This window comes from Pseudomonas sp. PA-1-3F, from assembly GCF_021609665.1.
Taxonomy (GTDB): domain Bacteria; phylum Pseudomonadota; class Gammaproteobacteria; order Pseudomonadales; family Pseudomonadaceae; genus Aquipseudomonas; species Aquipseudomonas paracarnis.
Genome location: NZ_WJZD01000050.1, coordinates 1 through 26601, shown reverse-complemented (window position 1 = coordinate 26601; position 26601 = coordinate 1). Strand labels below are relative to the sequence as shown.

General features: G+C 60.7%; 25 protein-coding genes and 2 pseudogenes. 14 read left to right on the top strand and 13 right to left on the bottom strand.

The annotated features are described in order from the left end of the window. The first annotated feature begins 118 nt into the window (after window positions 1-118). Window positions 119-1021, top strand: coding sequence for a transcriptional activator NhaR (gene nhaR / locus GIV26_RS25205; protein ID WP_236282652.1), 903 nt, complete (start codon window positions 119-121; stop codon window positions 1019-1021). A gap of 4 nt (window positions 1022-1025) precedes the next feature. Here the strand turns inward: nhaR and GIV26_RS25200 are convergent, their stop codons facing one another. After that, entirely contained in the window at window positions 1026-2180 is a 1155-nt protein-coding gene (locus GIV26_RS25200; protein WP_034125798.1) for an MFS transporter, read from the bottom strand. A 241-nt stretch (window positions 2181-2421) separates the two neighbouring features. Here GIV26_RS25200 and sstT point away from each other — a divergent pair, with 241 nt between their 5' ends. After that, window positions 2422-3642, top strand: a complete 1221-nt coding sequence (gene sstT / locus GIV26_RS25195; RefSeq protein ID WP_034125799.1) for a serine/threonine transporter SstT — start codon at window positions 2422-2424, stop codon at window positions 3640-3642. A 69-nt stretch (window positions 3643-3711) separates the two neighbouring features. On the opposite strand, the gene GIV26_RS25190 is transcribed toward sstT, so the two are convergent. Continuing rightward, window positions 3712-4221: a DUF1993 domain-containing protein gene (locus GIV26_RS25190; protein WP_003190292.1), complete on the bottom strand. Its 510-nt coding sequence runs from the start codon at window positions 4219-4221 to the stop codon at window positions 3712-3714. A gap of 116 nt (window positions 4222-4337) precedes the next feature. Between GIV26_RS25190 and GIV26_RS25185 the strand changes: the two genes are divergently transcribed. Further along, the gene (locus GIV26_RS25185) at window positions 4338-4988 is read left to right on the top strand and encodes a YceH family protein (protein WP_054898808.1); all 651 of its coding nucleotides are present in this window, start codon (window positions 4338-4340) and stop codon (window positions 4986-4988) included. A gap of 465 nt (window positions 4989-5453) precedes the next feature. On the opposite strand, the gene GIV26_RS25180 is transcribed toward GIV26_RS25185, so the two are convergent. Then, a complete protein-coding gene (locus tag GIV26_RS25180; RefSeq protein WP_236282650.1) occupies window positions 5454-6272 on the bottom strand; it encodes a shikimate 5-dehydrogenase in 819 nt (272 codons plus the stop codon). Window positions 6273-6437: 165 nt separating this feature from the next. Between GIV26_RS25180 and GIV26_RS25175 the strand changes: the two genes are divergently transcribed. The 3 genes from GIV26_RS25175 (at window position 6438) to GIV26_RS25165 (ending at window position 7505) form a co-directional block, all read left to right on the top strand. Beyond that, window positions 6438-6803, top strand: a complete 366-nt coding sequence (locus GIV26_RS25175; RefSeq protein ID WP_003190286.1) for a hypothetical protein — start codon at window positions 6438-6440, stop codon at window positions 6801-6803. 233 nt (window positions 6804-7036) lie between these two features. Next, window positions 7037-7231 (top strand): hypothetical protein, encoded by a 195-nt coding sequence (locus GIV26_RS25170; protein WP_003190284.1) that lies wholly within the window; start codon window positions 7037-7039, stop codon window positions 7229-7231. 91 nt (window positions 7232-7322) lie between these two features. Then, complete coding sequence (locus tag GIV26_RS25165) at window positions 7323-7505, top strand: hypothetical protein (RefSeq protein ID WP_034125803.1); 183 nt, start codon at window positions 7323-7325, stop codon at window positions 7503-7505. 3 nt (window positions 7506-7508) lie between these two features. On the opposite strand, the gene GIV26_RS25160 is transcribed toward GIV26_RS25165, so the two are convergent. Next, on the bottom strand, window positions 7509-8576 hold the full coding sequence (locus tag GIV26_RS25160; protein WP_019818663.1) for an AI-2E family transporter: 1068 nt from the start codon (window positions 8574-8576) through the stop codon (window positions 7509-7511). 172 nt (window positions 8577-8748) lie between these two features. Here GIV26_RS25160 and trhP point away from each other — a divergent pair, with 172 nt between their 5' ends. Beyond that, the gene (trhP, locus tag GIV26_RS25155) at window positions 8749-10062 is read left to right on the top strand and encodes a prephenate-dependent tRNA uridine(34) hydroxylase TrhP (protein WP_236282642.1); all 1314 of its coding nucleotides are present in this window, start codon (window positions 8749-8751) and stop codon (window positions 10060-10062) included. A 22-nt stretch (window positions 10063-10084) separates the two neighbouring features. Here the strand turns inward: trhP and GIV26_RS27455 are convergent, their stop codons facing one another. The 3 genes and pseudogenes from GIV26_RS27455 to GIV26_RS25145 all read right to left on the bottom strand — a co-directional run bounded on the left by GIV26_RS27455 (window position 10085) and on the right by GIV26_RS25145 (window position 13269). After that, window positions 10085-10840 carry a methyl-accepting chemotaxis protein gene (locus tag GIV26_RS27455; RefSeq protein WP_370004746.1) on the bottom strand — a complete coding sequence of 252 codons (756 nt, stop codon included), beginning with the start codon at window positions 10838-10840 and terminating at the stop codon, window positions 10085-10087. A gap of 102 nt (window positions 10841-10942) precedes the next feature. Further along, window positions 10943-11764: pseudogene (locus GIV26_RS27450) on the bottom strand (cache domain-containing protein); the annotation flags it as partial. 185 nt (window positions 11765-11949) lie between these two features. Next, window positions 11950-13269: a Na+/H+ antiporter family protein gene (locus GIV26_RS25145; protein ID WP_161793214.1), complete on the bottom strand. Its 1320-nt coding sequence runs from the start codon at window positions 13267-13269 to the stop codon at window positions 11950-11952. A gap of 229 nt (window positions 13270-13498) precedes the next feature. Here GIV26_RS25145 and GIV26_RS27445 point away from each other — a divergent pair. Continuing rightward, window positions 13499-14788 (top strand): annotated as a pseudogene (locus tag GIV26_RS27445) (HAMP domain-containing protein); the annotation flags it as partial. A 102-nt stretch (window positions 14789-14890) separates the two neighbouring features. Then, entirely contained in the window at window positions 14891-15646 is a 756-nt protein-coding gene (locus tag GIV26_RS27440) for a methyl-accepting chemotaxis protein (protein WP_370694801.1), read from the top strand. A 257-nt stretch (window positions 15647-15903) separates the two neighbouring features. Here GIV26_RS27440 and GIV26_RS25135 read toward each other — a convergent pair whose 3' ends face one another. The 4 genes from GIV26_RS25135 to GIV26_RS25120 are packed head-to-tail and all read right to left on the bottom strand — an operon-like array spanning window position 15904 to window position 18495. Next, complete coding sequence (locus tag GIV26_RS25135) at window positions 15904-17217, bottom strand: sensor histidine kinase (RefSeq protein ID WP_236282640.1); 1314 nt, start codon at window positions 17215-17217, stop codon at window positions 15904-15906. Next, on the bottom strand, window positions 17214-17882 hold the full coding sequence (locus tag GIV26_RS25130) for a response regulator transcription factor (RefSeq protein ID WP_096144348.1): 669 nt from the start codon (window positions 17880-17882) through the stop codon (window positions 17214-17216). Before GIV26_RS25130 ends, GIV26_RS25135 begins: the two co-directional genes overlap by 4 nt. After that, window positions 17882-18193, bottom strand: a complete 312-nt coding sequence (locus GIV26_RS25125) for a PepSY domain-containing protein (RefSeq protein ID WP_003190266.1) — start codon at window positions 18191-18193, stop codon at window positions 17882-17884. Before GIV26_RS25125 ends, GIV26_RS25130 begins: the two co-directional genes overlap by 1 nt. Next, on the bottom strand, window positions 18193-18495 hold the full coding sequence (locus GIV26_RS25120) for a PepSY domain-containing protein (RefSeq protein ID WP_034125808.1): 303 nt from the start codon (window positions 18493-18495) through the stop codon (window positions 18193-18195). The genes GIV26_RS25125 and GIV26_RS25120 overlap by 1 nt, the downstream gene beginning before the upstream one ends. 158 nt (window positions 18496-18653) lie before the next feature. Between GIV26_RS25120 and GIV26_RS25115 the strand changes: the two genes are divergently transcribed. The 5 genes from GIV26_RS25115 (at window position 18654) to codA (ending at window position 23662) form a co-directional block, all read left to right on the top strand. After that, window positions 18654-19733 (top strand): patatin-like phospholipase family protein, encoded by a 1080-nt coding sequence (locus GIV26_RS25115; protein ID WP_236282638.1) that lies wholly within the window; start codon window positions 18654-18656, stop codon window positions 19731-19733. Between the two features lie 182 nt (window positions 19734-19915). Beyond that, window positions 19916-20272 carry a 6-carboxytetrahydropterin synthase QueD gene (gene queD / locus GIV26_RS25110; protein ID WP_003190259.1) on the top strand — a complete coding sequence of 119 codons (357 nt, stop codon included), beginning with the start codon at window positions 19916-19918 and terminating at the stop codon, window positions 20270-20272. Between the two features lie 64 nt (window positions 20273-20336). Beyond that, on the top strand, window positions 20337-20960 hold the full coding sequence (locus tag GIV26_RS25105) for an NUDIX hydrolase (RefSeq protein ID WP_236282636.1): 624 nt from the start codon (window positions 20337-20339) through the stop codon (window positions 20958-20960). Window positions 20961-21109: 149 nt separating this feature from the next. Then, on the top strand, window positions 21110-22378 hold the full coding sequence (gene codB / locus GIV26_RS25100) for a cytosine permease (protein WP_236282634.1): 1269 nt from the start codon (window positions 21110-21112) through the stop codon (window positions 22376-22378). Between the two features lie 48 nt (window positions 22379-22426). Continuing rightward, window positions 22427-23662 (top strand): cytosine deaminase, encoded by a 1236-nt coding sequence (gene codA, locus GIV26_RS25095; protein ID WP_054922302.1) that lies wholly within the window; start codon window positions 22427-22429, stop codon window positions 23660-23662. Window positions 23663-23671: 9 nt separating this feature from the next. On the opposite strand, the gene GIV26_RS25090 is transcribed toward codA, so the two are convergent. Next, window positions 23672-25822 carry a lipase family protein gene (locus GIV26_RS25090; protein WP_236282632.1) on the bottom strand — a complete coding sequence of 717 codons (2151 nt, stop codon included), beginning with the start codon at window positions 25820-25822 and terminating at the stop codon, window positions 23672-23674. Between the two features lie 13 nt (window positions 25823-25835). Beyond that, on the bottom strand, window positions 25836-26597 hold the full coding sequence (locus GIV26_RS25085; protein ID WP_236282666.1) for a hypothetical protein: 762 nt from the start codon (window positions 26595-26597) through the stop codon (window positions 25836-25838). Window positions 26598-26601 lie beyond the last annotated feature (4 nt).

The window sequence follows — 26601 nt, the reverse complement described above, 5'->3', positions numbered from 1 at the left end:
GAACCCTTGGGTCCAAGTAGTGGCCCCTCGATAGCGAGGCATTCTATGCAGGCGAACAGTTCAGGAAAATTCGTATTTTTCTCGCGTATACTTCGGTTTTTACGAAGTGTAGGCCGTGATGCTCAATTATCGACAACTGCATTACTTCTGGGTGGTGGCCAAGACCGGCAGCATCGTGCGCGCCTGTGAGCAATTGAACCTCACGCCGCAGACCATCAGCGGGCAGATCAGCCTGTTGGAGCAGACCTTCGGTATTGCCCTGTTTCAGCGGGTCGGGCGCCAGCTTGAACTGACCGAAGCCGGGCGCCAGGCGCTGCCCTACGCCGAGCAGATGTTCCAGACCGGCAATGAACTGGAGGCGATGCTGCGCGCCCAGCCTGACGAGCAGCAGATCCCGTTCCGCGTTGGGGTGGCGGATGTGGTGCCCAAATCCATCGTGTACCGGCTGATCGCGCCGACCATGGAGTTGAGCGAACCGATCCGCATCACCTGCCGTGAAGACAAACTCGAACGTTTACTGGCCGACCTGGCGATCCAGCGCCTGGACTTGGTGATTTCCGACAGCCCCATGCCCACGCACTTGGACATCAAGGGCTACAGCCAGAAACTGGGAGAATGCGGCATCAGTTTTTTCGCCACCCAGGCGTTGGCAGACCAGCATGGGGGGGATTTCCCACAGTGTTTGCAGGGCGCACCGCTGTTGATTCCGGGCGCTGAGACCGTGGTGCGCAGCCGTTTGCAGCGCTGGTTTGCCGAACAGCAGATTCAACCCCGCATCATCGGCGAGTTCGACGACAGCGCCTTGATGCAGGCCTTCGGGCAATCCGGCAGTGGGATTTTTATCGCGCCCAGCGTGATCGCCGACGAGGTGGTGCGCCAATACGGCGTGGCGCTGATTGGCCAGACCGATACGGTGACCGAGTCGTTTTATGCGATCTCAGTGGAGCGCAAGGTCAAGCACCCCGGCATTGTGGCGATTACCGAGGGTGCCCGGCGGGAGTTGTTTACCGCCCTGCCCTGATCGCTCAGGCATTGAGCGCCGTGGGTTTGGCGGTCATCAGCCACAGTGCGAGCAGGATCGACACCAGGATAAACCCCGAAGCGGCAAACCCCAGGCTGCCCAGGCCCAGAGTGTCGATGACATGCCCGCCCACCATCGCGCCCAGGCCAATGCCGAGGTTGGCGCCGGCGATATTCAGCGACGCGGCAAACGCCGGTGCATGGGGCGCGGCCTTCATCAAGCGCACATGGCTGACCAGGAACATCGCCGCCTGGGTCACGCCCCACACCGCCATCGCCGCGGCCAGGCCGATGGTCGAGTGAATCGCCGGCACCACTGCCACCATGCCCGCGATCATGAACCCGCAGAACACCATGGACGCGATCAATGGGTGACGATCCACTGCGCGTCCGCCGAGGGAGTTGCCAATCAGCCCGACCGCGCCAAAGCCCATCAGGCACCAGCCCACCAACGTACCGTCGAACCCGGCCAGCCGCTCAAGGATATCTGCCAAGTAGGTATAGGCGGTGAACATGCCACTGAACACCAGGATCGACAGCAGGATATGCCCCTGCATCACGGGGCTGCGCAGGATCCTGAATTGCGAACGCAGACTGCCCTGCTGGTGCTTGGCCGGGGTGACCGGCAGATAGAGATACAGCAGCAATGCCTTGGCCAGGGCAATCACAGCGAGCACGGCGAACGCGGTGCGCCAGCCGAACATATCGGAAATCAGCGTGCCCACCGGAATACCAAATACGGTGGCGCAAACAATGCCAAAGCCGATTTTTTCAATCGCACGCCCGGCGAACTCAGGGCCGACAATGTCTACCGCCGTTTCGCTGGCGAGGGCCCAGAATACTGGCAAGCCCAAGGCGGGAATCAAACGGGCCACGGCCATCACCCAGATATTCGGCGCCAAAGCCGCCACGGTGTTGGCCGCTGCAAACATGATCAGGATGCTGATAAACAGGCGCTTGCGCGAAAAGCGCGCGCAGTAGGCCGTGAGGAACGGGCCGAACGCGGCCACGGTGAACGCGAACAGCGTCACCAGCAGCCCCGCCTGGGACACGCTGACGTTCAGGTCCCGAGCAATCGACGGCAACAGGCCGACGATGACGAATTCTGTGGTCAGCACGGTAAAACCGGCGGCTGACAGCAGCAGGATAGGAAACAACATGAAAACTCCAGAAACGACGACATCAACGACAGCCCGAAGGGCCCGCTGACGGAGAGGAAAGATGAGAGGGGGGAATCTTAACAGAACATGTCCGGATTTGACCAAGCCCGGCTGAAACGGGTGACGGAATGCCGCAGCAAACGAGACGTGCCCTACAGCATGCTAGACTTCGCGCCTACTTCCTACAGTACTTTCTGCCTGCAATGCTGTGCCCTACTAAAAAAACTAGAGACAACTCTTTATGACTGCTGCCCCTTCCCTGCTGCAACGTTTAATGCGCGTCAGCCTGGTCTCCCAAATTGTCATCGGCCTGATTGCCGGGATCGTGCTGGCCCTGCTGTTCCCCGAGGCCGCGCGCGCCACCGGTTTTATCGGCAAGGTGTTTGTCACGGCGCTGAAGGCTGTCGCGCCAATCCTGGTGTTTGTGCTGGTCATGGCCTCGATTGCCAACCATAAGCATGGCCAGGAAACCCATATCCGCCCGATCCTGTTCCTGTATCTGCTCGGCACCTTTGCCGCCGCCGTGGTTGCGGTGGTTGCCAGCATGATGTTTCCGTCGTTCCTGGTATTGGCTACCCATGACGCCACGGTGAGCGCTCCTGGGGGCATTGGCGAAGTGTTGCAAAGCCTGCTGCTCAGTGTGGTGGATAACCCGGTCAGTGCACTGATGAACGCCAACTTCATCGGCATCCTCGCCTGGGCCATCGGCATGGGCATCGCTATTCGCCATGCCGGTGAGACCACCCGTACGGTATTGGACGACTTGTCCAACGGCGTCACCCTGATCGTACGCGTGGTGATCCGCTTCGCCCCGCTGGGTATCTTCGGTCTTGTGGCCTCCACCCTCGCCACCTCTGGTTTCGACGCCCTGCTCGGCTATGCCCACCTGCTGGTCGTGCTGATCGGCTGCATGTTGTTCGTGGCACTGGTGATCAACCCGGCCATCGTGTTCTGGAAACTGCGTCGCAACCCTTACCCGCTGGTGCTGATGTGCCTGCGCGAAAGCGGCATCACCGCGTTTTTCACCCGCAGCTCGGCGGCGAACATTCCGGTCAACCTGGCGCTGAGCAAACGCCTGGGCCTGCATGAAGACACCTACTCGGTGTCGATCCCCCTCGGTGCCACCATCAACATGGCCGGCGCCGCCATCACTATCACCGTGCTGACCCTGGCGGCCGTGCACACCCTGGGCATCGCCGTGGACATGCCAACCGCCGTGCTGCTCAGCGTGGTCGCTGCGGTGTGTGCCTGCGGTGCATCGGGGGTGGCGGGTGGTTCGCTGCTGTTGATTCCCCTGGCGTGCAGCCTGTTTGGCATCCCCAGTGAAATCGCCATGCAGGTAGTGGCCGTCGGTTTCATCATCGGCGTGCTGCAGGACTCGGCGGAAACCGCACTCAACTCGTCTACCGATGTGCTGTTTACCGCAGCGGCGTGTTTGGGCAAGGAAGAACAGGCCGCTTAACACAGCCCCATAAAAAAGCCCGGTGACGTTCGCAGAGAACGGCACCGGGCTTTTTTTGTGCCTGCGTGTTTAGAACGCGCCCATGTAATCGCGCTTGCCCACTTCCACACCGTTGTGACGCAACAAAGCGTAAGCGGTGGTGACGTGGAAGAAGAACTGCGGCAGGCCGTAGGTCAGCAGGTAGGACTGGCCGCTGAAGCGCTTCTCTTTCGGGGTGCCTGGGCGGGTGACGATCTCGATGCCTTCCTTGCCGTCGATCTGCTCGGGCTTGATGGTGTCGACGAAAGCCAGGACCTTCGCGATCAGCGCTTGCAGGTCGGCAAAGGTGACTTCGCTGTCTTCGTACTTCGGTACTTCGATCTCGGCCAGGCGTGCCGACACACCTTTGGCGAAGTCCACGGCGATCTGCACCTGGCGCACCAACGGGAACATGTCCGGGAACAGGCGCGCTTGCAGCAAGGCGTTGGGCTCGATGTTCTTGGCGCTGGCGTGGGCTTCGGCTTTGTTCAGCACATCGCTGAGGGCGTTGAGCATTTGCTTGAAGACCGGGATGGAAGCGGCGTACAGGGAAATAGTCATGACAGTCTCACGGTAATGGCGGGGTTGGAACCAGCCGCGATTATAGCCATGCCTGGCGCTTGTCTTTTATTTTTTCAAGCTTAGGCTAAGGGGCTTCACTGCATAGGGAAAGCGCGATGACCGCCGAGCACGACACCGACACCCCTGAGCCGCGCCTGAACAGCACGGAAATCCGCATCCTGGGCTGCCTGATCGAAAAACAGGCGACCAACCCGGAAACCTACCCCCTCACCCTCAACGCCTTGGTGCTGGCCTGCAACCAGAAGACCAGCCGCGAGCCGGTGATGAACCTCAGCCAAGGCCAGGTCGGCCAGAGCCTGCGCGCGCTCGAAGGCCAAGGCTTCACGCGCCTGGTGATGGGCAGCCGCGCCGACCGCTGGGAGCACCGTGTGGACAAGGCCCTGGAACTGGTGCCGGCCCAGGTGATCCTGACCGGGCTGCTGTTCCTGCGGGGGCCGCAGACCGTCAACGAGTTGCTCACCCGCAGCGGGCGTATGCATGACTTTGAGGATGCCGAACAGGTTGTGCATCAGCTCGAACGCCTGATTGCACGAGGGCTGGCGCTTCTGGTGCCGCGTCAGGCGGGGCAGCGGGAAGACCGGTATACCCATGCACTAGGGGACCCGGCAGATATTGAAGCGATTATGACCGCACGGGGGAATCCGGTAGAGCGTAGCGCGGGGGCTGTTTCGGTGGAGCGGATTGAAGAGCTGGAAGCGCGGATTGCCGCACTGGAAGAACGGCTGGCGCAGCTGGAACAGGCATAACGCAGATAAACATGTGGGAGCTGGCTTGCCTGCGATAGCCATTGGTATCGACACAACTTTGTAGGTTGCAGCAGCCGACGGTAACTACGATGCGAAGCGAGCCGCTCTTGATCTTGCTCTGCTTTTGATCTTAGGCGCCCCGTTAAACCACGCTGGCCGAACGCAGGCTTGAATTCGTGGGTAACCCGGCAGGACGCCGGGTTAGCCGCCCCGCGCCATGGATGGCGCGTGGCGGCGGCCCACGGATTCAAGCCTGCGTTCGGGCACACCGAGCCTGAGCGAGGTGCCGAGTGGTGGGGCAAGAGCGTTTTGCTTACTTTTGCGCTTTTCAAAAGTGAGCCGCTGTCAGAGCGGAACCCTAAGTAGCCGTTACCGCAGGAATGGATATGTACTCGGTATTACGGTGTCGACTGTGAGGCCGTCTTCGCAGGCAAGCCAGCTCCCACAGTGGATTGGTGTAAGGCTTCAGCTGCGGGCGAAGGCCACCGCTGCCTCGAACTGCTCCTGAGTAGGCCGCACGCCGGTATAAAGCACAAACTGCTCCAACGCCTGGATAGCGATCACCTCCAGCCCGGTAATCACCCGCTTGCCCTGGGCACGACCACGCACGATCAACGGCGTTTCCGCCGGGATCGCCACCACATCGAAGACCGTCTCAGCCTGATCGATTGCCTCGGCCTCAAACGCCAACGCATCCGCCTCGACCCCGCCGGTCATGCCGATGGGTGTCACGTTGATCAGCATCTGTGGCCGCAGGCTGCCCAGATCCGCCTGCCACTGATACCCCAGGTTCCTGGCCAATGCCTGGCCCGCCACCTCATTACGCGCCACGATCACGCCATTGGCGTACCCTCCGTCACGCAAGGCGCTGGCGACCGCCTTGGCCATGCCGCCGCTGCCGCGCAGGGCGAAGCTGGAGTCCTTGGGCACCGCGTGTTTTTTCAGCAATTGCTCGATGGCGATGTAGTCGGTGTTGTAAGCCTTGAGGTAGCCGTTGGTGTTGACGATGGTGTTCAGGGAGTCGATGGCTTGAACCGAATCGTCGAGTTCGTCCATCAAGGCAATGGCGGCCTCCTTGAACGGCATGGACACCCCGCAACCCCGCACACCCAGGGCGCGGATACCGCCGATCGCGCCGGGCAAGTCCTGGCTGCTGAAGGCTTTATAGTAAAAATTCAGACCCAGCTGTTCATACAGGTGGTTATGAAAACGCAGGCCAAAGTTCCCAGGGCGCGCCGACAGCGACATGCACAGTTGGGTGTCCTTGTTGGGGTGCGTCTGCATGGATAACTCCTTGAAGTAAGCAAATCGCTACAGACCTTACACAACCTTTACCCATTGGCCGTGCTGTTTTCTCGAAATACGTTGTCTTAAAAGTATCCCCGCGACAATCCTTGAGTCTATTGATTGCAGACCACAAGCGCAGGGACTAACCGAGGAAAGACCATCATGCGTAAACTCCCCAGGATCGCCTTGCTTATCGGCGCACTCGCGATGGCCGGCCAAGCCTCCGCCCACGGTGGTGGTTGGGGTGGCCCGGCCGTGTTCGGTGCGCTTGTCGGCGCAGCGGTAGTCGGCTCTGTGGTTGCCAGCCAGCCGCGTGAGGTGTACGTGCAACAACCGGTGTATGTGCAGCCGCAGCCGGTGTATGCCGCGCCGCCGCCGGTCTACTACGCGCCACCGCCACCGGTGTATGTGCAACAGCAGGTTTACTATCGCCCGGCGCCCGTCTACTACGGCCCACCGCGCGGTTATTATGGGCCGCCTCGCGGTTATTACGGCCCGCCCCACGGCTACTACCGCCATGGTTGGTAAGTTTTAATCCGTTGACAGCCACAGGCCTCGCCCACACGCGGGGCCTTTTTTTGCCTGGGAAGTCCGGATTAGTCCTGCCAGTGTCGCTGTGAGAACAACGTACGAGCAGCAATCCCACATGATAAGCGTCAAATATCCTCTTGATCGATGACGGGCTGCGCTGTCATGTTTGCGTCACAAAACAGTCGCACTATCGACTCAGTCCAGCCAATAACAATTAAGGACGATTGACCATGCCCACACAAAACCCGCACCGCACCGCCGGCCTTTGCACCTCCAGCAAGGTCTACAGCGCCTTGACTGAACTCAAGCACCTTGAAGGCCATCGCAGCGCCAAGTTCCTGGCATTGCTGGCAGAAAACCTGGTGCGCAAGGGCCTGCTCAGTGAGCACGAAGTGGTGAACATGCTCGACCAGGTGGTGGATTAACGCCTGACGTTGATGTCGACTATCGAGCCAGGTGATTTTTCCCAGGCACCGGCAAACCGTAAGGTGACCTCCATAACGTTTGGAGGTACTTATGCCCACTATTCAAATCATGTCCGTCATCGGCAGCGCCGTCCCCGCCCCTCTGCGCAAACTGGGCTTGCTCGCCTGCTGGTACGTTGTGCGCGATGGCGAGCCGATCAGCGGCCCGCTCACTTCGTTATCCGATGCCGAAACACAGCGCCGAATGGCAACCGACTTCAGGCTCGAGGCCTGAAAGCTACGGCAATGGCAACTTGACCCGCGGCTTGGTTTCGACGAACAACGCCCAGCACGACATGAACAACGCTGCCACCAGCGGCCCGATCACAAAGCCGTTAAGGCCGAACACCGACAGGCCGCCCAAGGTCGAGATCAGGATCAGGTAGTCCGGCATCTTGGTGTCCTTGCCCACCAGGATCGGGCGTAGCACGTTGTCCACCAGGCCAATCACGAACACCCCGAACAGCCCCAGCACCACGCCCTGCCAGATCGAACCGCTCAACAGGAAATAAACCGCCACCGGCCCCCAGACCAGCCCGGCACCCACCGCAGGCAGTAGTGACAGGAACGCCATCAGCACGGCCCAGAGCAAGGCACTCGGGATGTCCAGGAACCAAAAGATCAAGCCTCCCAGCGCACCTTGGGTCACAGCCACCAGCACGTTGCCCTTGACCGTGGCGCGCACCACGCGGTTGAACTTGAGCTGCAGGCGACGCTTTTGCGGCTCGGCCAACGGTACTGCCGTGCGCACCTTGCGTACCAGTTCCGGGCCATCGCGCAGCAGGAAAAACAGCAGGTACAGCATGATGAAAAAGCTCACCAGGAAATCAAACGTACCCTGGCCGAAGCTGAACGCCTGGGAGGCAAAGAACTGACTGCCCTGCATCGCGCCCTTGACGACCTTTTCCCGCAGCCCTTCGAGGTTGCCCATGCCAAAACGGTCGAGCAACTGCTGGAAATACGGGGGTAGGACGTTCTTGAATTGCTCGATATAACCCGCTACGTCGAGTTTGCCGCTCTCGATGTTTTTGTAGAGCGTGGCCCCCTCTTGCACCAGCAAAGCACTGGTGATGATCACCGGCAGAATCGCGATCACCAGGCACACCATCAAGGTGGTCAGGGAGGTCAGGTTGCGGTTCCAGCTAAAACGTTGCTGCAGGCGGCGCTGCATCGGCGCAAAGATAATGCCCAGGATCACCGCCCAGAACACCGCACCGTAGAACGGCAGCAATATCCAGATAAAAGCCACGGTGACCAAGGCCAGTAGCAGCAACAGGGTTTTGAATTGCAGGTTGGTTTGATTCATGTCCGGTCCATGTCAGAAAAACAGGGCCGATGGCGGCCCTGTTGCTTAGTCCGCAGCCAAACGTGGGAGTGCCCTTGTTTATCGAACAAGCATAGATCGCGTTATTTAGACCTGGGTCAATATCCCGTTATCGCTCCAGCACTACCCTCGCGCCTTTTTGCGACCCACACCCATGCGCCCGATAACTGCCCCCGAACTGCTCGCTCCCGCCGGAACCCTGAAAAACATGCGCTACGCCTTCGCCTACGGTGCCGACGCGGTCTACGCCGGCCAGCCGCGCTACAGCCTGCGGGTGCGCAACAACGAGTTCGACCACGCCAACCTGGCCCTCGGCATCCAGGAAGCCCATGACCTGGGCAAGCGCTTCTACGTGGTGGTGAACATTGCGCCGCACAACGCCAAGCTCAAGACCTTCCTCAAGGACCTGGCGCCCGTGATCGCCATGGGCCCGGATGCGCTGATCATGTCCGATCCTGGGCTGATCATGCTGGTGCGCCAGCACTTCCCGCAGATGCCGATCCACCTGTCGGTGCAGGCCAATACGGTGAATTGGGCCAGCGTGGCGTTCTGGCAGCAACAAGGCATTTGCAGGGTGATTCTGTCGCGGGAGCTGTCTCTGGAAGAGATTGGCGAAATCCGCCAGCAGGTGCCGACGATGGAGTTGGAGGTGTTTGTACATGGCGCCTTGTGCATGGCCTATTCCGGGCGGTGTCTGCTGTCGGGCTATATGAACAAACGCGATGCCAACCAGGGCACTTGCACCAATGCCTGCCGCTGGAAATACCAGGCCACGCCGGCCGTGGAGAATGCCACTGGCGATATCGTCCATGAATATCAACCCACATTGGGCATCGGCACACCCACCGATCAGGTGTTCCTGCTACAAGAGGCCAATCGCCCCGATGACCCCATGCCCGCTTTCGAAGACGAACACGGCACCTACATCATGAACGCCAAGGACCTGCGGGCCGTGCAGCATGTGGAGCGCCTGGCACAGATGGGCGTGCATTCGTTGAAGATCGAAGGCCGCACCAAGTCCCACTTCTACTGCGCGCGCACCACCCAGGTCTACCGCCAGGCCATCGATGACGCAGTGGCCGGCCGGGCGTTTGACCGCGGCTTGATGACCAACCTCGAGTCCCTGGCCCAGCGTGGCTACACCGAAGGTTTCCTGCGCCGCCACGTGCACGATGAATACCAGAACTACCAGAACGGCAGCTCGGTTTCCGAGCGCCAGCAGTTCGTCGGGGAGCTGACTGGCGAACGACGTGGCGCGTTGGCCGAAGTGAAGGTGAAGAATCGCTTTGTGCTGGGCGACCACCTGGAGTTGATGACGCCCGCCGGCAATTTTCATTTTGACTTGCCGAGCCTGCATAACGCCAAGGGCGAAAGCATTGAGGTGGCGCCGGGGGACGGGCATACGGTGTATGTGCCGATTCCGGCGCAGATGGACCTGCGTTTTGGCCTGCTGATGCGCGACGTTTAAACCCTGCCGTGGGTTGGATGGATCAGATCCTGAACTGGCCTACCAACTGCCCGAGGCGCTGGCCCAGGTCTGCCAGGCTGCGAGACGTCTGAGCGCCCAACTGGGTTTCGTCCGCCACGCTGTCCACCGCTACCGCAATCTGATGCACGCTGCGGTTGATCTCTTCCGCCACGGCGGTCTGCTCTTCCGCGGCGCTGGCGATCTGGGCGTTCATTGAGTTGATGGTGCCAATCAGTTGCGCCATGGTGTCCAGGGACGCGCCGGCCTGGTTGGCCTGGGCCGAGGTGCCGTCGCCGGCATCGCTGGAGCGGCGCATAGCGTCCACGGCCGCCTCGGTGCCTTTCTGCAGGCGATCGATCATGCCCTGGATTTCCTGGGTGCTGGTTTGGGTGCGACTGGCCAGGGCACGCACTTCATCGGCGACCACAGCAAAGCCACGCCCAGCCTCCCCAGCCCGTGCGGCCTCGATGGCAGCGTTGAGCGCCAGCAGGTTGGTTTGCTCGGCGATGGAGCGGATCACGCCGAGCACACTGACGATTGACGACACATCCTGCTGCAGGCTGTCCAGGGACACGCCGCTGCTGCGGATGTCGTTCACCAGCGCATGGATCTGCGCGATGCTGCCGTCCACCACCCGCTTGGCGGCCTGGCCTTCGGCGTCGGTCTGCTGCGCAGCGACGGCGGCGCCTTGGGCACTGCGTGCCACTTCGTGGGCCGCCGAGGACATCTGATTGATCGCGGTGGCCACCTGGTCGGTCTCGTGGCGCTGGCGTTCCATGGCCTGTTCAGAGCGCTGGGCCTGGTCGGACACCTGGCTCACCAGCCCGGTGAGTTGGGCGGTCATGTCGGTGATCTGGCGCACCAGGCCGTGGATTTTATCGACAAAGCGGTTGAATGCACCGGCCAGGTCGCCGAGTTCATCCTGGCTGGTAATGGCCAGGCGGCGCGTCAGGTCGCCTTCACCCGCGGCGATGTCATCGAGGTTGGCCTTCATCAGGTGCAGCGGGCGCAGGATGGTATTGGCCAGCAGCATGCCCACGGCGGCGATCACCAGCAACACCACCACGGCGACGCCGAGAATGCTCAACAGTACGCCTTGCATGCGCTTCTCGACTTTTGCCTGCACCACCGCCACTTGGGCGTCGATGCCATCAAGGTTCACCGAGGTGCCGATCACCATGTCCCACTTGGGCAGGTACTCGGTATAGCCGAGCTTGGGCACCAGTTCGGTCTGGCCGGGCTGGGTCGAACTGTATTGCAGGTAGTGGGTGCCGTCCTTGCCAACCTTCACCAGGTCGCGGTTGACGTAGACGCCGTTGGGGTCGCGGTTGTCCTTGAAGCTTTTGCCCACGCCGTCCGGGCTGTTGCCCTTGAACAGGCGGATGGTTTCGGAGTCGTAGCCGAAGAAATAGCCGTCTTTGCCGTAGCTGGTATTGGATAACAACTTGACCACCTGCGCCCGCGCCGCGCTGTCGCCGGGGGCTGCCGCGTCGTAGAGCGGCTTGATGGTGGTCATGGCTACCTCCACATAACTTTGCAGGGTGGCCTTGGCGTCGTTGAGCAGGCGCTGACGGGTTTCATCCACCTCGTTGCGGGCCTGGCCCTGCAGAATCCACACGGTGGTCAGGCTGATGACCACGGCAAACAACAACACCGGCACGACAGCAAGGGCCAGGACTTTGGCCTTCAAACTCAGACGCATGGCTTTTCTCTCTTGTTAGTGGCGACTTGAGAGGTTAACGGCCATGTGAGCGATTACTGTAGGAGCGAGCTTGTGTGGCGAGGCAGCTTGCTGCCGCTGGGGTGCGCAGCGCCCGCACGCTTTTTTGGGGCTGCTTCGCAGCCCAGCGGCAGCAAGCTCCCTCGCCACAGAGGTTCTCGCCTGGATCAGAGCGTCATCGCGGCCAGCCAGCCGAACGCCAGCAGCGGCAGGTTGTAGTGCAGGAAGGTCGGTACCACGGTGTCCCAGATATGGTGGTGCTGGCCGTCGATGTTCAGGCCGGAGGTGGGGCCGAGGGTGGAGTCCGAGGCAGGCGAACCGGCGTCGCCCAAGGCACCGGCGGTACCAACGATGCACACGATGGCCACCGGGCTGAAGCCCAACTGCACACACAGCGGCACGAAAATCGCCGCGAGGATCGGCACCGTGGAAAACGACGAGCCGATGCCCATGGTCACCAACAACCCCACCAGCAGCATCAACAACGCCCCGACGCCCCGGCTATGGCCGATGAACGCTGCCGAGGCTTGCACCAGCGAGTTCACGTCACCGGTGGCCTTGAGCACTTCGGCAAAACCTGAGGACGCGATCATGATGAAGCCGATCATCGCCATCATTTTCATGCCTTCGGTGAACAGGTCATCGGTGTCGCGCCAGCGCACGATGCCCGACACCGAGAAGATCAGGAACCCGGCCAGGGCGCCGATGATCATCGAGTCCAACCACAGCTGGATGATGAACGCCGAGGCAATTGCCAGGCCGGCCACCAGCAGGGTCAGCGGGTTGTACTGCACCGCCACTTGCTCGACACGTTCGATTTTCTTCAGGTCGTACACACGCTTTTTGCGGTAGCTGATCAGCACCGCCACCAGCAGGCCGACCACCATGCCCAGCGCCGGCAGGCCCATGGCGTGGGTGACGTTGACCCCACTGATATCCACCCCGCTCTTGGCGACGTTGGCCAGCAGGATCTGATTGAGGAAGATATTGCCAAAGCCCACCGGCAGAAACATGTACGGGGTGATCAGGCCGAAGGTCATCACGCAGGCGATCAGGCGACGGTCCAGTTGCAGCTTGGTCAGTACATACAGCAGCGGCGGTACCAGCAGCGGAATAAACGCAATGTGGATCGGCAAGATGTTCTGCGAGGCAATCGCCACCACCCACAACAGGCCGATCAGCAGCCATTTGACGTGGTTGCCACCGCTGGCGTCCTGGCGGTCCACCAGCAGCAAGGCTTTGTCCGCCAGCGCATGGGCCAGGCCGGACTTGGCAATCGCCACGGCGAAAGCACCGAGCAATGCGTAGGACAAGGCCACGGTTGCGCCGCCGCCCAGCCCGCCGTTGAAGGCCTTGAGCGTGGCCTCGATGCCTAGACCACCGGTCAAGCCGCCCACCAGGGCGCCGACGATAATGGCGATGACCACATGCACGCGGGACAGGCTGAGTACCAGCATGGTGCCGACCGCGGCGATGACTGCGTTAATCATGGTTACCTCAAGCAGAAACAAAAAAGACAGGCATGCCCGCGCGCGGCCCATGGGAACAGCTGCCGGCGTGCAGGCTTGAAAGAGGTCTTATTAGAGGGCGCGCACTTTGCAGGAGCTGGGCTGTCATGTCAAAAACTGTGGTGAGGCAAAGCCCTCTGCACAGATAAAGAATTACCGGCACTGGCCGATACGCTGTCTCTATGTGCTTTCAGGTAAGGATGTCCCGATGTCGCTCAGGCAGCTCTCCATTCAATGGAAAATCACCCTGCTGGCGGGCCTCTGCCTGCTGGGGATCGTGACCCTGCTGGTGGGTCTGTCGCTGTATCGCATGGCGCAGAGCTCACAGCAGGTCAAGGCGTCCAGCATGCAGATGCTCGACGAAGCTGCCCAGTCGCGCATCGAGGCCCAAGGCGAAGTGCAAGCGCTGGGCATTCGCCAGCAGTTCATGGATGCTTACCAGTACGGCCATGGCTTTTCCCGCCAGGTGTTGTTTTTGCGCGAGCAGGCCGAGAAGCGCTTTCTCGATGCCTTCGACACCCGTGAAGACCTGACGCGCCAGGTCAAGGCCGCCCTGCAGGCCAACCCCGACCTGCTCGGCCTGTCCCTGGTGTTCGAAGCCAATGCGCTGGACGGCAAGGACGAACTGTTCGCCAACCAGGCGGAACTGGGCAGCAATGACAAAGGCCGTTTCGCGCTGTACTGGTCGCAACCGACGCCGGGGAAAATCACCTCGATGGCGCTGCCCGAGAGCGACATGGCCGACACCTCCATCGGCCCCAGCGGCGAAAAGGCCAACGCCTGGTTCACCTGCCCGCGCACGACTCTCAAGCCTTGTGTGATCGAGCCCTACTTCTATGTGATCGACGGCCAGAACGTGCTGATGACCAGCATCGTGTTCCCGCTGATGGTCAATGGCAAAGTCATCGCCTCGCTGTCGGTGGATATCAACCTCAACAGCCTGCAGGCGGTCAGCCAACAGGCCAGCCAGAAACTGTACGACGGCCAGACCCAGGTCAGCATCCTCAGCGCCACTGGCTTATTGGCTGGCTACAGCCCGGATGCCAGCAAACTCAGCCAACGCCTGGAGCAGGTCGACCCGGCCAGCGGCGCACAGCTGACCAGTGCCTTGGCCAGCAGTACCCAGACCCGCAGCCTGCGCACCGACCACCAACTCAAGGTACTGGCGCCTTTTGCGCCGATTCCCGGCGGTAAGGCGTGGGGCGTATTGCTGGATGTACCGGAAAAAGTCCTGGTCGCCCCCGCCGAAGCGCTGAAAAACCAGCTGGACGCCGACAACGCCAAAGGCACCCTGCTGGAACTGGGCCTGGGCCTGCTGGCCGCCGTGGTCGGCTTGATCCTGGTGTGGCTGATGGCACGCAGCGTGACCCGGCCAATCCTCGGCGTGGCGCACATGCTTGAGGATATCGCCAGCGGCGAAGGCGACCTGACCCGGCGCCTGGCCTATGCCAAACAGGACGAACTGGGCCAATTGGCCGGCTGGTTCAACCGTTTCCTCGACAAGCTGCAGCCGATCATTGCCGAGGTCAAACGCTCGGTGCAGGACGCTCGCGGCACCGCCGACCAGTCCGCAGCCATTGCCACGCAAACCAGCGCCGGCATGGAGCAGCAGTACCGCCAGGTGGATCAGGTGGCTACCGCATCCCACGAAATGAGCGCCACCGCCCAGGACGTGGCCCGCAGCGCCGCCCAGGCGGCCCAAGCCGCCCGAGATGCCGACCAGGCGACTCGCCAAGGCTTGACGGTTATCGACCGCACCACCGCCAACATTGGCGAGCTCGCCGCCGACATGAGCACCGCTATGACCCAAGTTGAAGGCTTGGCCGCCAACAGCGAACAAATCGGCTCGGTGCTCGAAGTGATTCGCGGCATCGCCGAGCAGACCAACCTGCTGGCGCTCAACGCCGCCATCGAAGCCGCTCGCGCCGGTGAAGCCGGCCGCGGTTTTGCCGTGGTCGCCGACGAAGTGCGCAACCTGGCACGGCGCACCCAGGAATCGGTGGAAGAAACCCGCCTGGTGATCGAACAATTGCAAACCGGTACCAGCGACGTGGTCGGTTCCATGGGCAACAGCTATCGCCAGGCCCAGGGCAGCGTCGAACAGGTCGGCCAGGCCGTCACCGCCTTGCGCCAGATTGGCGATGCGGTCACGGTGATCAGCGACATGAACCTGCAAATCGCCAGCGCCGCGGAAGAGCAAAGCGCCGTGGCCGAAGAGATCAACAGCAACGTGGCGACCATTCGCGATGTGACCGAATCGTTGTCGGAGCAGGCCAATGAATCGGCGCGGGTCAGCCAGGCGTTGAACAGCCTGGCGAACCAGCAGCAGGGGTTGATGGATCAGTTCAGGGTCTGAATGTAGCTAGGCTTTTCTGTGGGAGTCGGGCTTGCCCCAATGCCAGTCCGTTAAGGTTTTTTTGTAGGAGCGAGCTTGCTCGCGAAAAACTCACAGGCGCGGCGTTCATTCAGGATGCCCGCGTTATCGTTGACGTTTTTCGCGAGCAAGCTCGCTCCTACAGTAGGCGATGCAGACACCTCGGTATTTCAGGTAAACCGAGTCGATGCTATCGCAGGCAAGCCAGCTCCCACATTTTGAGCAGCGGTGTGCCAGTGTCAGCGGCGTGGCAACTGGATCAATACCTTGAGCCCACCCAGCTCACTCTCCTGCAGTTGCAACACCCCACCCCACACCTCAACAATGTCGCGCACGATCCCCAAACCCAGGCCATGGCCAACCCTTTGCTCATCCAGGCGTGCGCCACGGCTAAACACTTGGTCGCGCTGAGCCTCAGGGATGCCGGGGCCGTCGTCTTCCACCCCCAGCCGATAGCCCTGGGGCGTCTCGCTGACGCTCAGGCATACCTCGGCGTCCGCCCATTTACAGGCGTTGTCCAACAGATTGCCCAGCAGTTCCAGCAGGTCTTCACGGTCCCAGGGCAGTTGCAGGCCCGGCGCCACCTGATAGCTGAGGTCCAGGTGTTCGCCGTGGATCATGCGCAGGGTGGCCAGTAAACCGGGCAGCTCTTGTTCACAGTCAAACAACGCGCCCGGCAAGGCATCGCCCGCCAGGCGCGCACGGTTGAGTTCACGGTTGAGGCGCTGCTGCACCTGCTCCAATTGCTCGCGCAGCAACTGGCTCAGTTGCGGATGATCCTTGAGGGCGTCACTGGAGGCGGCGCTCAACAACACTGCCAGCGGGGTTTTCAGCGCATGCCCCAGGTTGCCGAGGGCGTTGCGGGAGCGCTTGAGGCTGTCTTCGGTGTGCGCCAACAGGTGGTTGATCTGCGCCACCAGGGGCTCCAGCTCAAGCGGCACTTGGGTGTCGAGTTGCGAGCGCTGGCCTTGTTGCAGTTGGGCGATCTGGTTGCGTGCGGTCTCCAGGGGGCGCAGGGCACGGCGCACGGTGACCCGTTGCAGGATCAGCACCAACAGCAGCGCCGCCAGCCCCATCACCAGGCCGACCTGGCGCATCAGGCGAAAGCTTTCGCGCACAGGCGTGTAGTCCTGGGCCACGCTGATGGAAATCGATTGGCCGAAGCGCTTGTAGTCCGAGCGCAGCACCAACAGTTGCTGGCCTTCGGGCCCCAGTTGCAGGTTGCCCTTGAGCCCCGCCACCGCGAGCCGGGGCAGTTCCTGGTCCCACAATGAACGGGAGCGCCAATGCACATCGGCAAAGTCGACACGAAAGTAATGCCCGGAAAACGGCCGCTGGTACGCCGGCGACAGGCGTTGCTCATCCAACTGCACGCCGTTGGGCCCACGCACCAGCGCCACCAGCAGATTTTCGCTGTCGTTGCGCAAGCCCGCTTCAAGGTAGCGTTGCAAACCCGCCTCGAACAACCACAGGCTGGTTTGCGCCAGCACCACGCCGACAATCACCATCACGCTGATCAACCCCAGGCTCAAGCGCCGCTGGATCGACCTCATGCCGGGGTGGCGCCGAAACGGTAGCCCTGGCCACGCCGGGTCTCGATCACGCTGCGGCCCAATTTGCGCCTTAGATGGTTGACGTGCACCTCCAGCACATTAGAGTCGCGCTCGGTCTCGCCGTCATACAAGTGTTCGGCCAGGTGGCTTTTGGACAGGATCTGTTCGGGATGCAGCATGAAATAGCGCAACAAACGAAACTCGGCAGCCGTCAGCTGGATCTCGGCGCCGTCACGTAGCACGCACTGGCGCCCTTCATCCAGATGCAGGCCGGCAGCTTGCAGGGTGGGCTGGTTCGTCTGGCCATGGGAGCGGCGCAGCAGCGACTGGATGCGCAGGTACAGCTCTTCGGGGTGAAAGGGTTTGCTCAGGTAATCATCGGCGCCGGCCTTGAGCCCTTCGATACGCTCGGCCCAGGAATCGCGGGCCGTGAGGATCAGCACTGGTATGGCCAACGAGGCGGCGCGCCATTGCGCTAGCACGTCAAGCCCAGGCAACCCTGGCAGGCCAAGGTCGAGGATGATTAGGTCATAGGGTTCGCTGCGCCCTTGATACACGGCGTCGCGGCCATCGGCCAGCCAGTCGACCGCATAGCCCTGGCGCTGCAGGCCGGCCATCAGTTCGTCGGCCAGGGGCACGTTGTCTTCCACCAGGAGCAGGCGCATCAGTCTTCCTCATCTTTGATCAGGTCGCCATTGGTGGCATCCAGCTTGATCTCGCGCACCACGCCCTCGGTGGTCACCAGTTCCACTTCATAGGCGTATTGCCCGTGTTTCTTTTCCAGTTCGGCTTCCAGCAGCCGTGAGCCGGGGTATCGCGCCATGGCCTGCTGCAACAGCTGTTCCAATGGCAGGATGACGCCTTGTTGGCGCAGGGCCAGGGCTTCGTCCTGGTTGAGGTCGCGGGCCGCCAGGCTGGAACAGAACACCATGAGCACCAGCGCCACGCGACTGCCGACGCGTAAATTTACCTTCATTACGTATCCTGATGATTCTTGAGAACCTGCCCGGTGAGCGCGTTCAATTCAACGTCCCATTCAATGCCGTCTGCATCTCGTAGCTCGACTTCATAGACGTACTTGCCGTATTCCTCATCCAAATCGGTGTCCAGCAGCGTCGAACCAGGGTGAAGGGCCAGGGCCGTAGCTTCCAGTTGATCGAAAGCGACAATTGTAACAGTGGCCGGCACGATCAGTGGCTTGTCGGGGTCCACGGCGGCGGCCGGGGTCGCCGTAACGAGGATGATAGCGGCGGCGCCCAGGGCAGTGAGGCGCTTCATGATAAGTCTCCGTTACATGATGTTTTCCTACGCCGGCCACGGTACGCGCTGCAACTTAACTGAAACTGAATTGCCACCATGGCAATTCCAGTCGAGCCATTTTTCCCACTGCCTGCGAGATTTCCTATACTGCCCCGCTCGCCTCAACAGAGACCGGTATGACAGCCATCCATATCAAGTTCCCGGCCTTGACACTCAAGGCCGGTAAACGCGCCATCACCCGCATTCGCGAGCAGGGCCTTGCGCCTGCCGACGTCGGTATCCTCCCCGGGGCGGCTGGCGGCCCCAAGGCCCTGGGTATCCAAGGGCTCGACCTGGCGCTGTTCGGTGATTGGTTGCCCCGTGCGCCGCGCGAGCGTGCGCTGATCGGCGCGTCCATTGGCTCCTGGCGGTTTGCCAGCGCCTGCCTGCCCGACCCGGTGCAAGGTTTGCTCGACCTGGGCCGGCTGTACAACGAGCAGCGCTTTGCCAAAGGCGTGACCATGGCGCAAGTCAGCCAGAGCTGCCAACGCATGCTCGACGACCTGCTGGCCGGGCGCGATGCGCGGGTGCTGGACAACCCCGACTATCGGCTGAACATCATGGTGGTCAAGAGCCACGGTTTGCTCGCCGATGACCACCGTGGGCGGCTGGGGCTGGGCCTGTCATCGGTGATTGCCGATAACCTGCGGGGCCGCGCACGGCTGTCGCGGCATTTCGAGCGGCTGATCATCCACGACCCGCGCCAGGCGCCCCCTGTACACCCCCTGAAGGATTTCCCCTCGCGCTTCCTCACCCTGGACGTGGGTAACCTGCGCCAGGCGTTGCTCGCGTCCGGCTCGATCCCCATGGTCATGCAAGGCGTGCGCGACCTGCCTGGGGCCGGGGCCGGCACCTACCGCGACGGCGGCCTGCTGGACTACCACCTCGACCTGCCCTACCACGGCGATGACATCGTGTTGTATCCGCATTTTACTGACCGGGTCATCCCAGGCTGGTTCGACAAGGGCCTGCCATGGCGGCGCAGCGACCAGCAAGGTTTGCAGGATGTATTACTGCTGGCGCCGTCCAGGGACTACCTGGCCCGCCTGCCCCACGGCAAGCTGCCAGACCGCAGCGACTTCAAGCGCTTTATGGGCGATGATCCTGGCCGCAACAAATATTGGCAAACTGCCATGAGCGAAAGCCAACGGCTGGGGGATGAGTTTTTGGCATTGGCGGATAACGGCAAGCTCGGCGACCGTTTGCTCGCCCTTTAAGTGTAGGAGCGAGCTTGCTCGCGAAGGTCGTCAACGATAACGCAGGGTGCCTGGACTAACGCGGCGCCCTTGGGTTTTTCGCGAGCAAGCTTGCTCCTACAACATGAGGGGCGGTATGCGCAGAGGTTGATCAAGCTGTTAAACTCGCCGCCTGCCAGACACCTGACCGAGCTGAAAACACTGTGGAAATCTTCAAGGAATTTACATTCGAATCCGCCCACCGCCTGCCCCACGTACCGGAAGGCCACAAATGCGGGCGCCTGCATGGGCATTCGTTCAAGGTGGCCATCCACCTGAGCGGCGACCTGGATCCCCATACCGGCTGGATTCGCGACTTCTCGGAGATCAAAGCGATTTTCAAGCCGCTCTATGAACGCCTCGACCACAACTACCTCAATGACATTCCCGGCCTGGAAAACCCCACCAGCGAAGTGCTGGCCAAGTGGATCTGGAATGAACTGAAACCCTTGCTGCCGGAACTCAGTGCGATCCGTATCCACGAGACCTGCACCAGTGGGTGCATTTATCGCGGCGAATAAGCGATAACGTGCTGGAAAACCACCTGCGGGTGGTTTTTTTTGGGAATGCTTTCAGGAGGACGTGATGGAAAACACCTGGCTGGCCCAAGCCAAGCGCTTGCAGGCGCTGGCTTCCACGGGGTTGCATTTCTGCACCAATGATTTCGAACGCGAGCGCCTAGAAGAAATTGCCCTGATCGCCCACACCATGCTGGCGCAATTGGGCAACGTACCGCTGGAGCGTATCACCGGCCTGGTCTCGGATTTCGCCCAGCGTTATTCGACGCCGATGATCGACGTGCGCGGTGCGGTGATCGAAGGTGAGCGAATTTTGCTGGTACGGGAATCGACCGATGGCTGCTGGGCATTGCCGGGTGGTTATGCCGATATAGGTTTGTCGGCGGCCGAAAACATCATCAAGGAAATCCACGAAGAAGCCGGGCTCACGGTCACCGCAAGGGCGCTATACAGCGTGACGCACAAGGCCAAGGGCTTGTACCGGCCGGATGTGAGGGACTTCTACAAGTTGTACTTCCTGTGTGACCGGGTGGACCAACTCGCACCCACGGCAGGTTTTGAAACCACCGAAGTCGGCTTTTTCACCTTGGATGACCTGCCGCCCCTGTCTCGCGGGCGCACGATTGAAAGTGATCTTGAGGCTGCCTTTGCGTTTAATCGGGGTGAGACCACGCAGACGCTATTCGACTGAGCCAGTTTGGCTCACCGCTGCACCGCTTTTGCGCTGGATTGGGCTGGAGACCTTATAAAGGGCTTGCTCCCGTCAGCGCATACCTGCCTGCACCTGCATTGGCACGCAGGATGCACACGACCTGGGTCACCACTCAGGGAGCAGCCCCCATGACGCAGCAAGACCCCGGCAACGACTACCCTCTCAGCGAAGTCCCCTTGCACGCGCGCAAGGGTCTGGCCTCTACGGCCATGGTGTTGCTGGGGTTCACCTTTTTTACCGCGACCATGTTCGCCGGCGGCAAGCTGGGGGTAGCGTTCAGCTTCATCGACATGCTCGGCGTCGTGGCCCTGGGGAACCTGTTGTTGGGTATCTACGCCGCAGGCTTGGGTTACATCGCGTTCAAGAGCGGCTTGAACTCGGTGTTGATGGGGCGCTTCTGCTTTGGCGAAGTGGGCAGCAAGCTCAGTGACTTGATCCTCGGTTTTACCCAGATCGGCTGGTATGCCTGGGGCACGGCCACGGCTGCGGTGGTATTGGGCAAGTATTTCCAATTGAGCCAGGGCAGTGTGCTGGGGCTGATGATGGTATTTGGCTTACTGTTCTGCGCCACCGCCTACGTGGGGTATCGCGGCTTGGAAATCCTGTCCTACATCGCGGTGCCGGCCATGGGCATCCTGTTGATGCTGTCGATGTGGGTCGCCACCGTAAAGGTCGGCGGGCTGGAGGGGCTGCTGGCGGTGGTGCCCAGCGCTGAGCTGGACTTGTCCACCGCCATCACCCTGGTGTTCGGGACCTTTGTCAGCGGGGCAACCCAGGCCACCAACTGGACGAGGTTTTCGCGCTCGGCCAAGGTTGCGGTGCTGGCCAGCCTGATCGGCTTTTTTGTCGGCAATGGTTTGATGGTGCTGATCGGGGCCTATGGCGCCATCGTCTATCAGCAACCGGATGTAGTGGAAGTCTTGCTGCTGCAAGGTTTCGCCACGGCGGCGATGGCGATGTTGCTGCTCAATATCTGGAGCACCCAGGACAACACCATCTACAACTTCGCCGTCGCCGGTTGCAACCTGCTGCGTACCCAGCGTCGCAAGAGCGTGACCCTGGCCGGCGCGGTGATAGGCACCCTGCTCGCCTTGTTCGGCATGTACGACCTGTTGGTGCCGTACCTGATCCTGCTGGGCACGGTCATCCCGCCGATAGGAGGCGTGATCATGGCGGACTTCTTCTATCGCTATCGCGGCCAATATCCACGCTTGGCAGAGGCTCACTTACCGGCATTCAATTGGCCAGGTCTGATCGCGTATGGGGTGGGTACCGTGGTCGCGTTCAACTCGCCGTGGGTCGCGCCGTTGGTGGGAATTTTTGCCGCATCGCTGACCTATGTGCTGCTCAGCGCCATACTACGCGCCATGACCGCCTGGACATCGGTATCGTCCTGAGGATCTGGCGGCTGTCTGCCTGATTTTTTAGCCAAGAGGAACTTGCCCATGCACATCATCAATGCCCGCCTGCGCAACCGTGAAGGCCTGCATGATCTGCACCTGGAAAATGGCCGGATCGCCAGCATCACTGCGCAAACCGGAGCGCCCACACTGATGGCCGGCGACTTGGACGCCGCCGGCAACCTGGTCATACCGCCCTTTGTCGAGCCCCACATCCACCTCGACGCCACCCTCACCGCCGGCGAGCCGCGCTGGAACATGAGCGGTACGCTGTTTGAAGGCATCGAGTGCTGGGGCGAACGCAAGGCCACCATTACTCTGGAAGACACCAAGGCCCGGGCCAAAAAAACCATTCAGGCCCTCGCCGCCCATGGCATCCAGCATGTGCGCACCCATGTCGACGTCACCGACCCGGACCTCACCGCACTCAAGGCCCTGCTGGAGGTACGTGAAGAGAGCACCCACCTGATCGACCTGCAAATCGTTGCCTTCCCCCAGGAAGGCATCGAGTCCTTCCGCAATGGTCGTGAGTTGATGGAAGAAGCCATTCGCCTGGGTGCCGATGTGATCGGTGGCATCCCCCACTTCGAATACACCCGCGACCAAGGCGTGAGTTCGGTGAAGTTCCTCATGGATCTGGCCGAGCGTACTGGCTGCCTGGTGGACGTGCACTGCGACGAAACCGACGACCCCCACTCACGCTTTCTCGAAGTCCTCGCGGAAGAAGCCCGCAGCCGCGACATGGGTGCCCGCGTGACCGCCAGCCATACCACCGCCATGGGTTCCTACGACAATGCTTACTGCGCCAAGCTGTTTCGCCTGCTAGGACACTCCGGCATCAGCTTTGTCTCGTGCCCCACCGAAAGCATCCACCTGCAGGGACGCTTCGACAACTTCCCGAAACGCCGTGGTGTCACCCGTGTGAACGAACTGCTTGAGGCCGGCATGAACGTGTGTTTCGGCCAGGATTCCATCGTCGATCCCTGGTACCCGCTGGGTAACGGCAACATTCTGCGAGTACTGGAGGCCGGTCTGCACATCTGCCATATGCTCGGTTACCGCAATTTGCAAAACGCCCTGGACCTGGTCACCGACAACAGTGCCAAAGCCATGGCCCTGGGCGATCGTTATGGGTTGCAAGCAGGTCGCCCGGCCAACCTGCTGATCCTGTCGGCCGACAGCGACTACGAAGTCATACGTAGCCAGGGCTTGCCGTTGTATTCGATTCGCAACGGCAAGGTGCTGATGAAACGGCAACCGACACAGGTAGAGTTTATGTAACCGCGTGGGTTAGACGACTGAGTCGATGTCCAACGTTTGCACCCGTACCTGTTCATCGTGGGAAGGCGGCGGGACGCTGGTGAATTGGGCCGGCTCACGATTCTCGCGATGGCGGAACCAACGCTTGAGGCTCGCTTGCAGATGTGCAGAAGAGGCATGGCTGCCGTAGACATCGCGGGCTTGCAGGCGACGCCAGCGCAGGCTTGCCAAGCGCTCTCGGCTGGTGTGCAAACGGTCGATCTCTGCGTTCAAGGCATCGGTAGGTTCATGGCTACGATCATTGGCAGGGCGCCGCAGAGCAAGTTCACGCCGCTTGGTCCGTAGTTGCTCGCGCATGTCTTCAAAGGCCCGGTCGAGCAGCTCGAATTCCCTCTGGGTCACCAACGAGCCCTCACTCTCCAGGGTTTGTTGCCAGCGGCGCAATGTCGCCCACGCCGCGGGGATGTAGCTGGTGGTCATGAAGTGCTGGTCGGCTTGAAACAGCTGCCTCAGCACATTATCGCGGTCGGGCATGTCGCCCTGCAGTTGCAATGCGCGGTTGCAACCCGCTTCTTGGAGGGATTCACAGCCAGGCTTCCATAACACCGAAGAATGGCTGCCATCCGGGAGCGTGATCGGCATGAAATGATATTGCTCGCCATGATGTCGATAGGGGTTACCACCCACGCGCACCAGCCCTGCGGCGAACAACAGGCCACCGGGTACGGGGTTGCTGAATAGCGTGATGGCCCCGGGAATCCAGAGCTTGGCGGTGGTATTCATCCAGGGCGCCGGGACGCTGGGGACGGGGTCGTTGTGGTTGACGATGCGGTGGTGGACCAGGGAAGAGGCACCGGCGGTAAATTCAGAGTCGGCGGCGCGGGGGGCGCCGTAGGTGTAGAGCAGGATGTTGTAATGGGCGTCTGGGGTTCGGCGCAGTCCTTCTGCCAACAGCAGTGCTATGGCGCCGCCGAGGCTGTGGCCGCACATTACGATGCGCTGGCCGGTGTGAAACTGATCAAGATATTGCAATACGAAATTACGCAGCGCCCGATAGGCCTGGTAAAAACCATCGTGGGCTTTTCCAACACCGCCTTCGAAGGCCACCTGATGGGCGTCGGCGTCACGTAATGCGTCGGCACGGCTGACCGTTCCTCGCACAGAGATCAGGATGACTTCATCGTGGTGGGTGATGAAGGCCTGGGTGTCAGTACCGAATTTTTCATCATCGAAAAAGTGCAAACGTGCGGGATGCTCCTGCTCTTCGTTTCGTTCCGGGCGATTTTGGGGATACAACACGGGATCGAACGGCAGGATTTCGAAGCGTTGGGAGTAAGGGATATCTTCGTAGATCGGGTAAAAACGGTGTGATTGCTTCGGATCAATTCGCCAGGCTTCGTGATACACCGAAAGCTGTTCAGCGAATAAATTTCCAACGCTCGGATCCAACGGAAACCGGACTTCGTCTAATGGTTTTTCGGCGGGGGCCTGTCCAAAATCGCAGTAACTCAACGCAGCAAACAATGCCAGTTGGTATAGGTTAAGGGCGCAGAAGCCGTCTTCGGTGGATAAGATGGGGCGTAAGGCCCGTAGTGGTCGCACTTCCAGAACGGTGTGCTTGTTGGGGAACAGTACGATACCCACCAATGAAGGCTGAGGCGGGCCGAAGCCCAGATCGGCCAACATTTTCAGTGCATGGCGCTTGGGACGCAAAGCTGACGAAGCAGGTCGGGGCAAATGAGCGCTATGGCGTACCAAATCGCTTACTTCAACCTGATAAAACCCATCCGCTTCTTGGTAGGCAGGCCCCCCCTCAACGCGTCTGCCGCCAGCACTACCAAAAAAAGTTCGCTCAGCGCGAATTTGAAGTTCGGTGATAGGCAGTTTGTACGTTCGGCGCGTTCTTAGCTGGTAGTACGGCTCCTCAGTCCCGCTATACAAATCATCCAACATGAGAACAACAGGGCCGCAGTAGAAATCTTGCAGCCTGGCAAAACCCTCGCCATTCAATTTACCGACGTACTGTCTCCCTGAACTGTCATGGACCGAAAATGGCAGTCCGCCATAGGCTTTTCCATTGCCTGCCATATCGACCAAACGAAAACTTACCCAGTGCCCTTTCAATGCGCAAGCAGGCATTCGTTCACTGAAAAAAGCTTGCTTCCATGCATCCAGCTTCATGAATTCGTCCTTGTTATTTGCATGTTGGATAGACGTCGCATATGCGCCCGTCCGGCATTTTTATGGGTTTAAAGTCCGTCGTGTTACCTGCGCAATATGCAAAAAGGTCTTCGAAACTCTTGCCTCTGCATCGCCGCCATCCACCCGGCACAGCTACCCATCTATCATCAAAGGCAGGTAACTCATCCTCACTGACAGATAGCACCAGCCTCAGCTTTTTCCCCGGTAATTGCGGCCGTTGCGCCACGCCCCCTACCCGCGACTCTTGCAAGTTACCCATCGAATCCAATGAATTGCAGATCAGGAGTTTTCTAATCGCATGCAAAGGCCCTACCGTCCGAAAGTGCCACTTACATTGCCCAAGGACTTCCTGCACACCCGACTCGGGCATCCCAGGCAGGTCGGCCTCCAAACGGTCTCGAATGGAAATACTCCCGAAATTCCCGCCCACATCCGTACTCCGCGTCCCCCACTTCGCATAGAAGTCAAATTCCACGCTGCGCAGGACCAACGGACATCCTTCTACTGTTTCAGTCAGTGGCAACTCGTAACTCACACTGCTCGCCACAGGCTTGTAGTCTGTAAAAAAGACTTTCCGCTCAGGTCTTTTGCCTCGCCGCCGAGGCAAGGTGCAGGTCTCACCCGTTGCGGGGCGGTAGTTGGCAGCCGTTTTAAGTTCAAATTGCGCTGGCAAATCCACCTCCAATGTAAAACTCTCCACCGCCTTCCCCGTACATCCCGAAAGCACCGCAGCTACCAGCCACACCCCTCCCATCCAT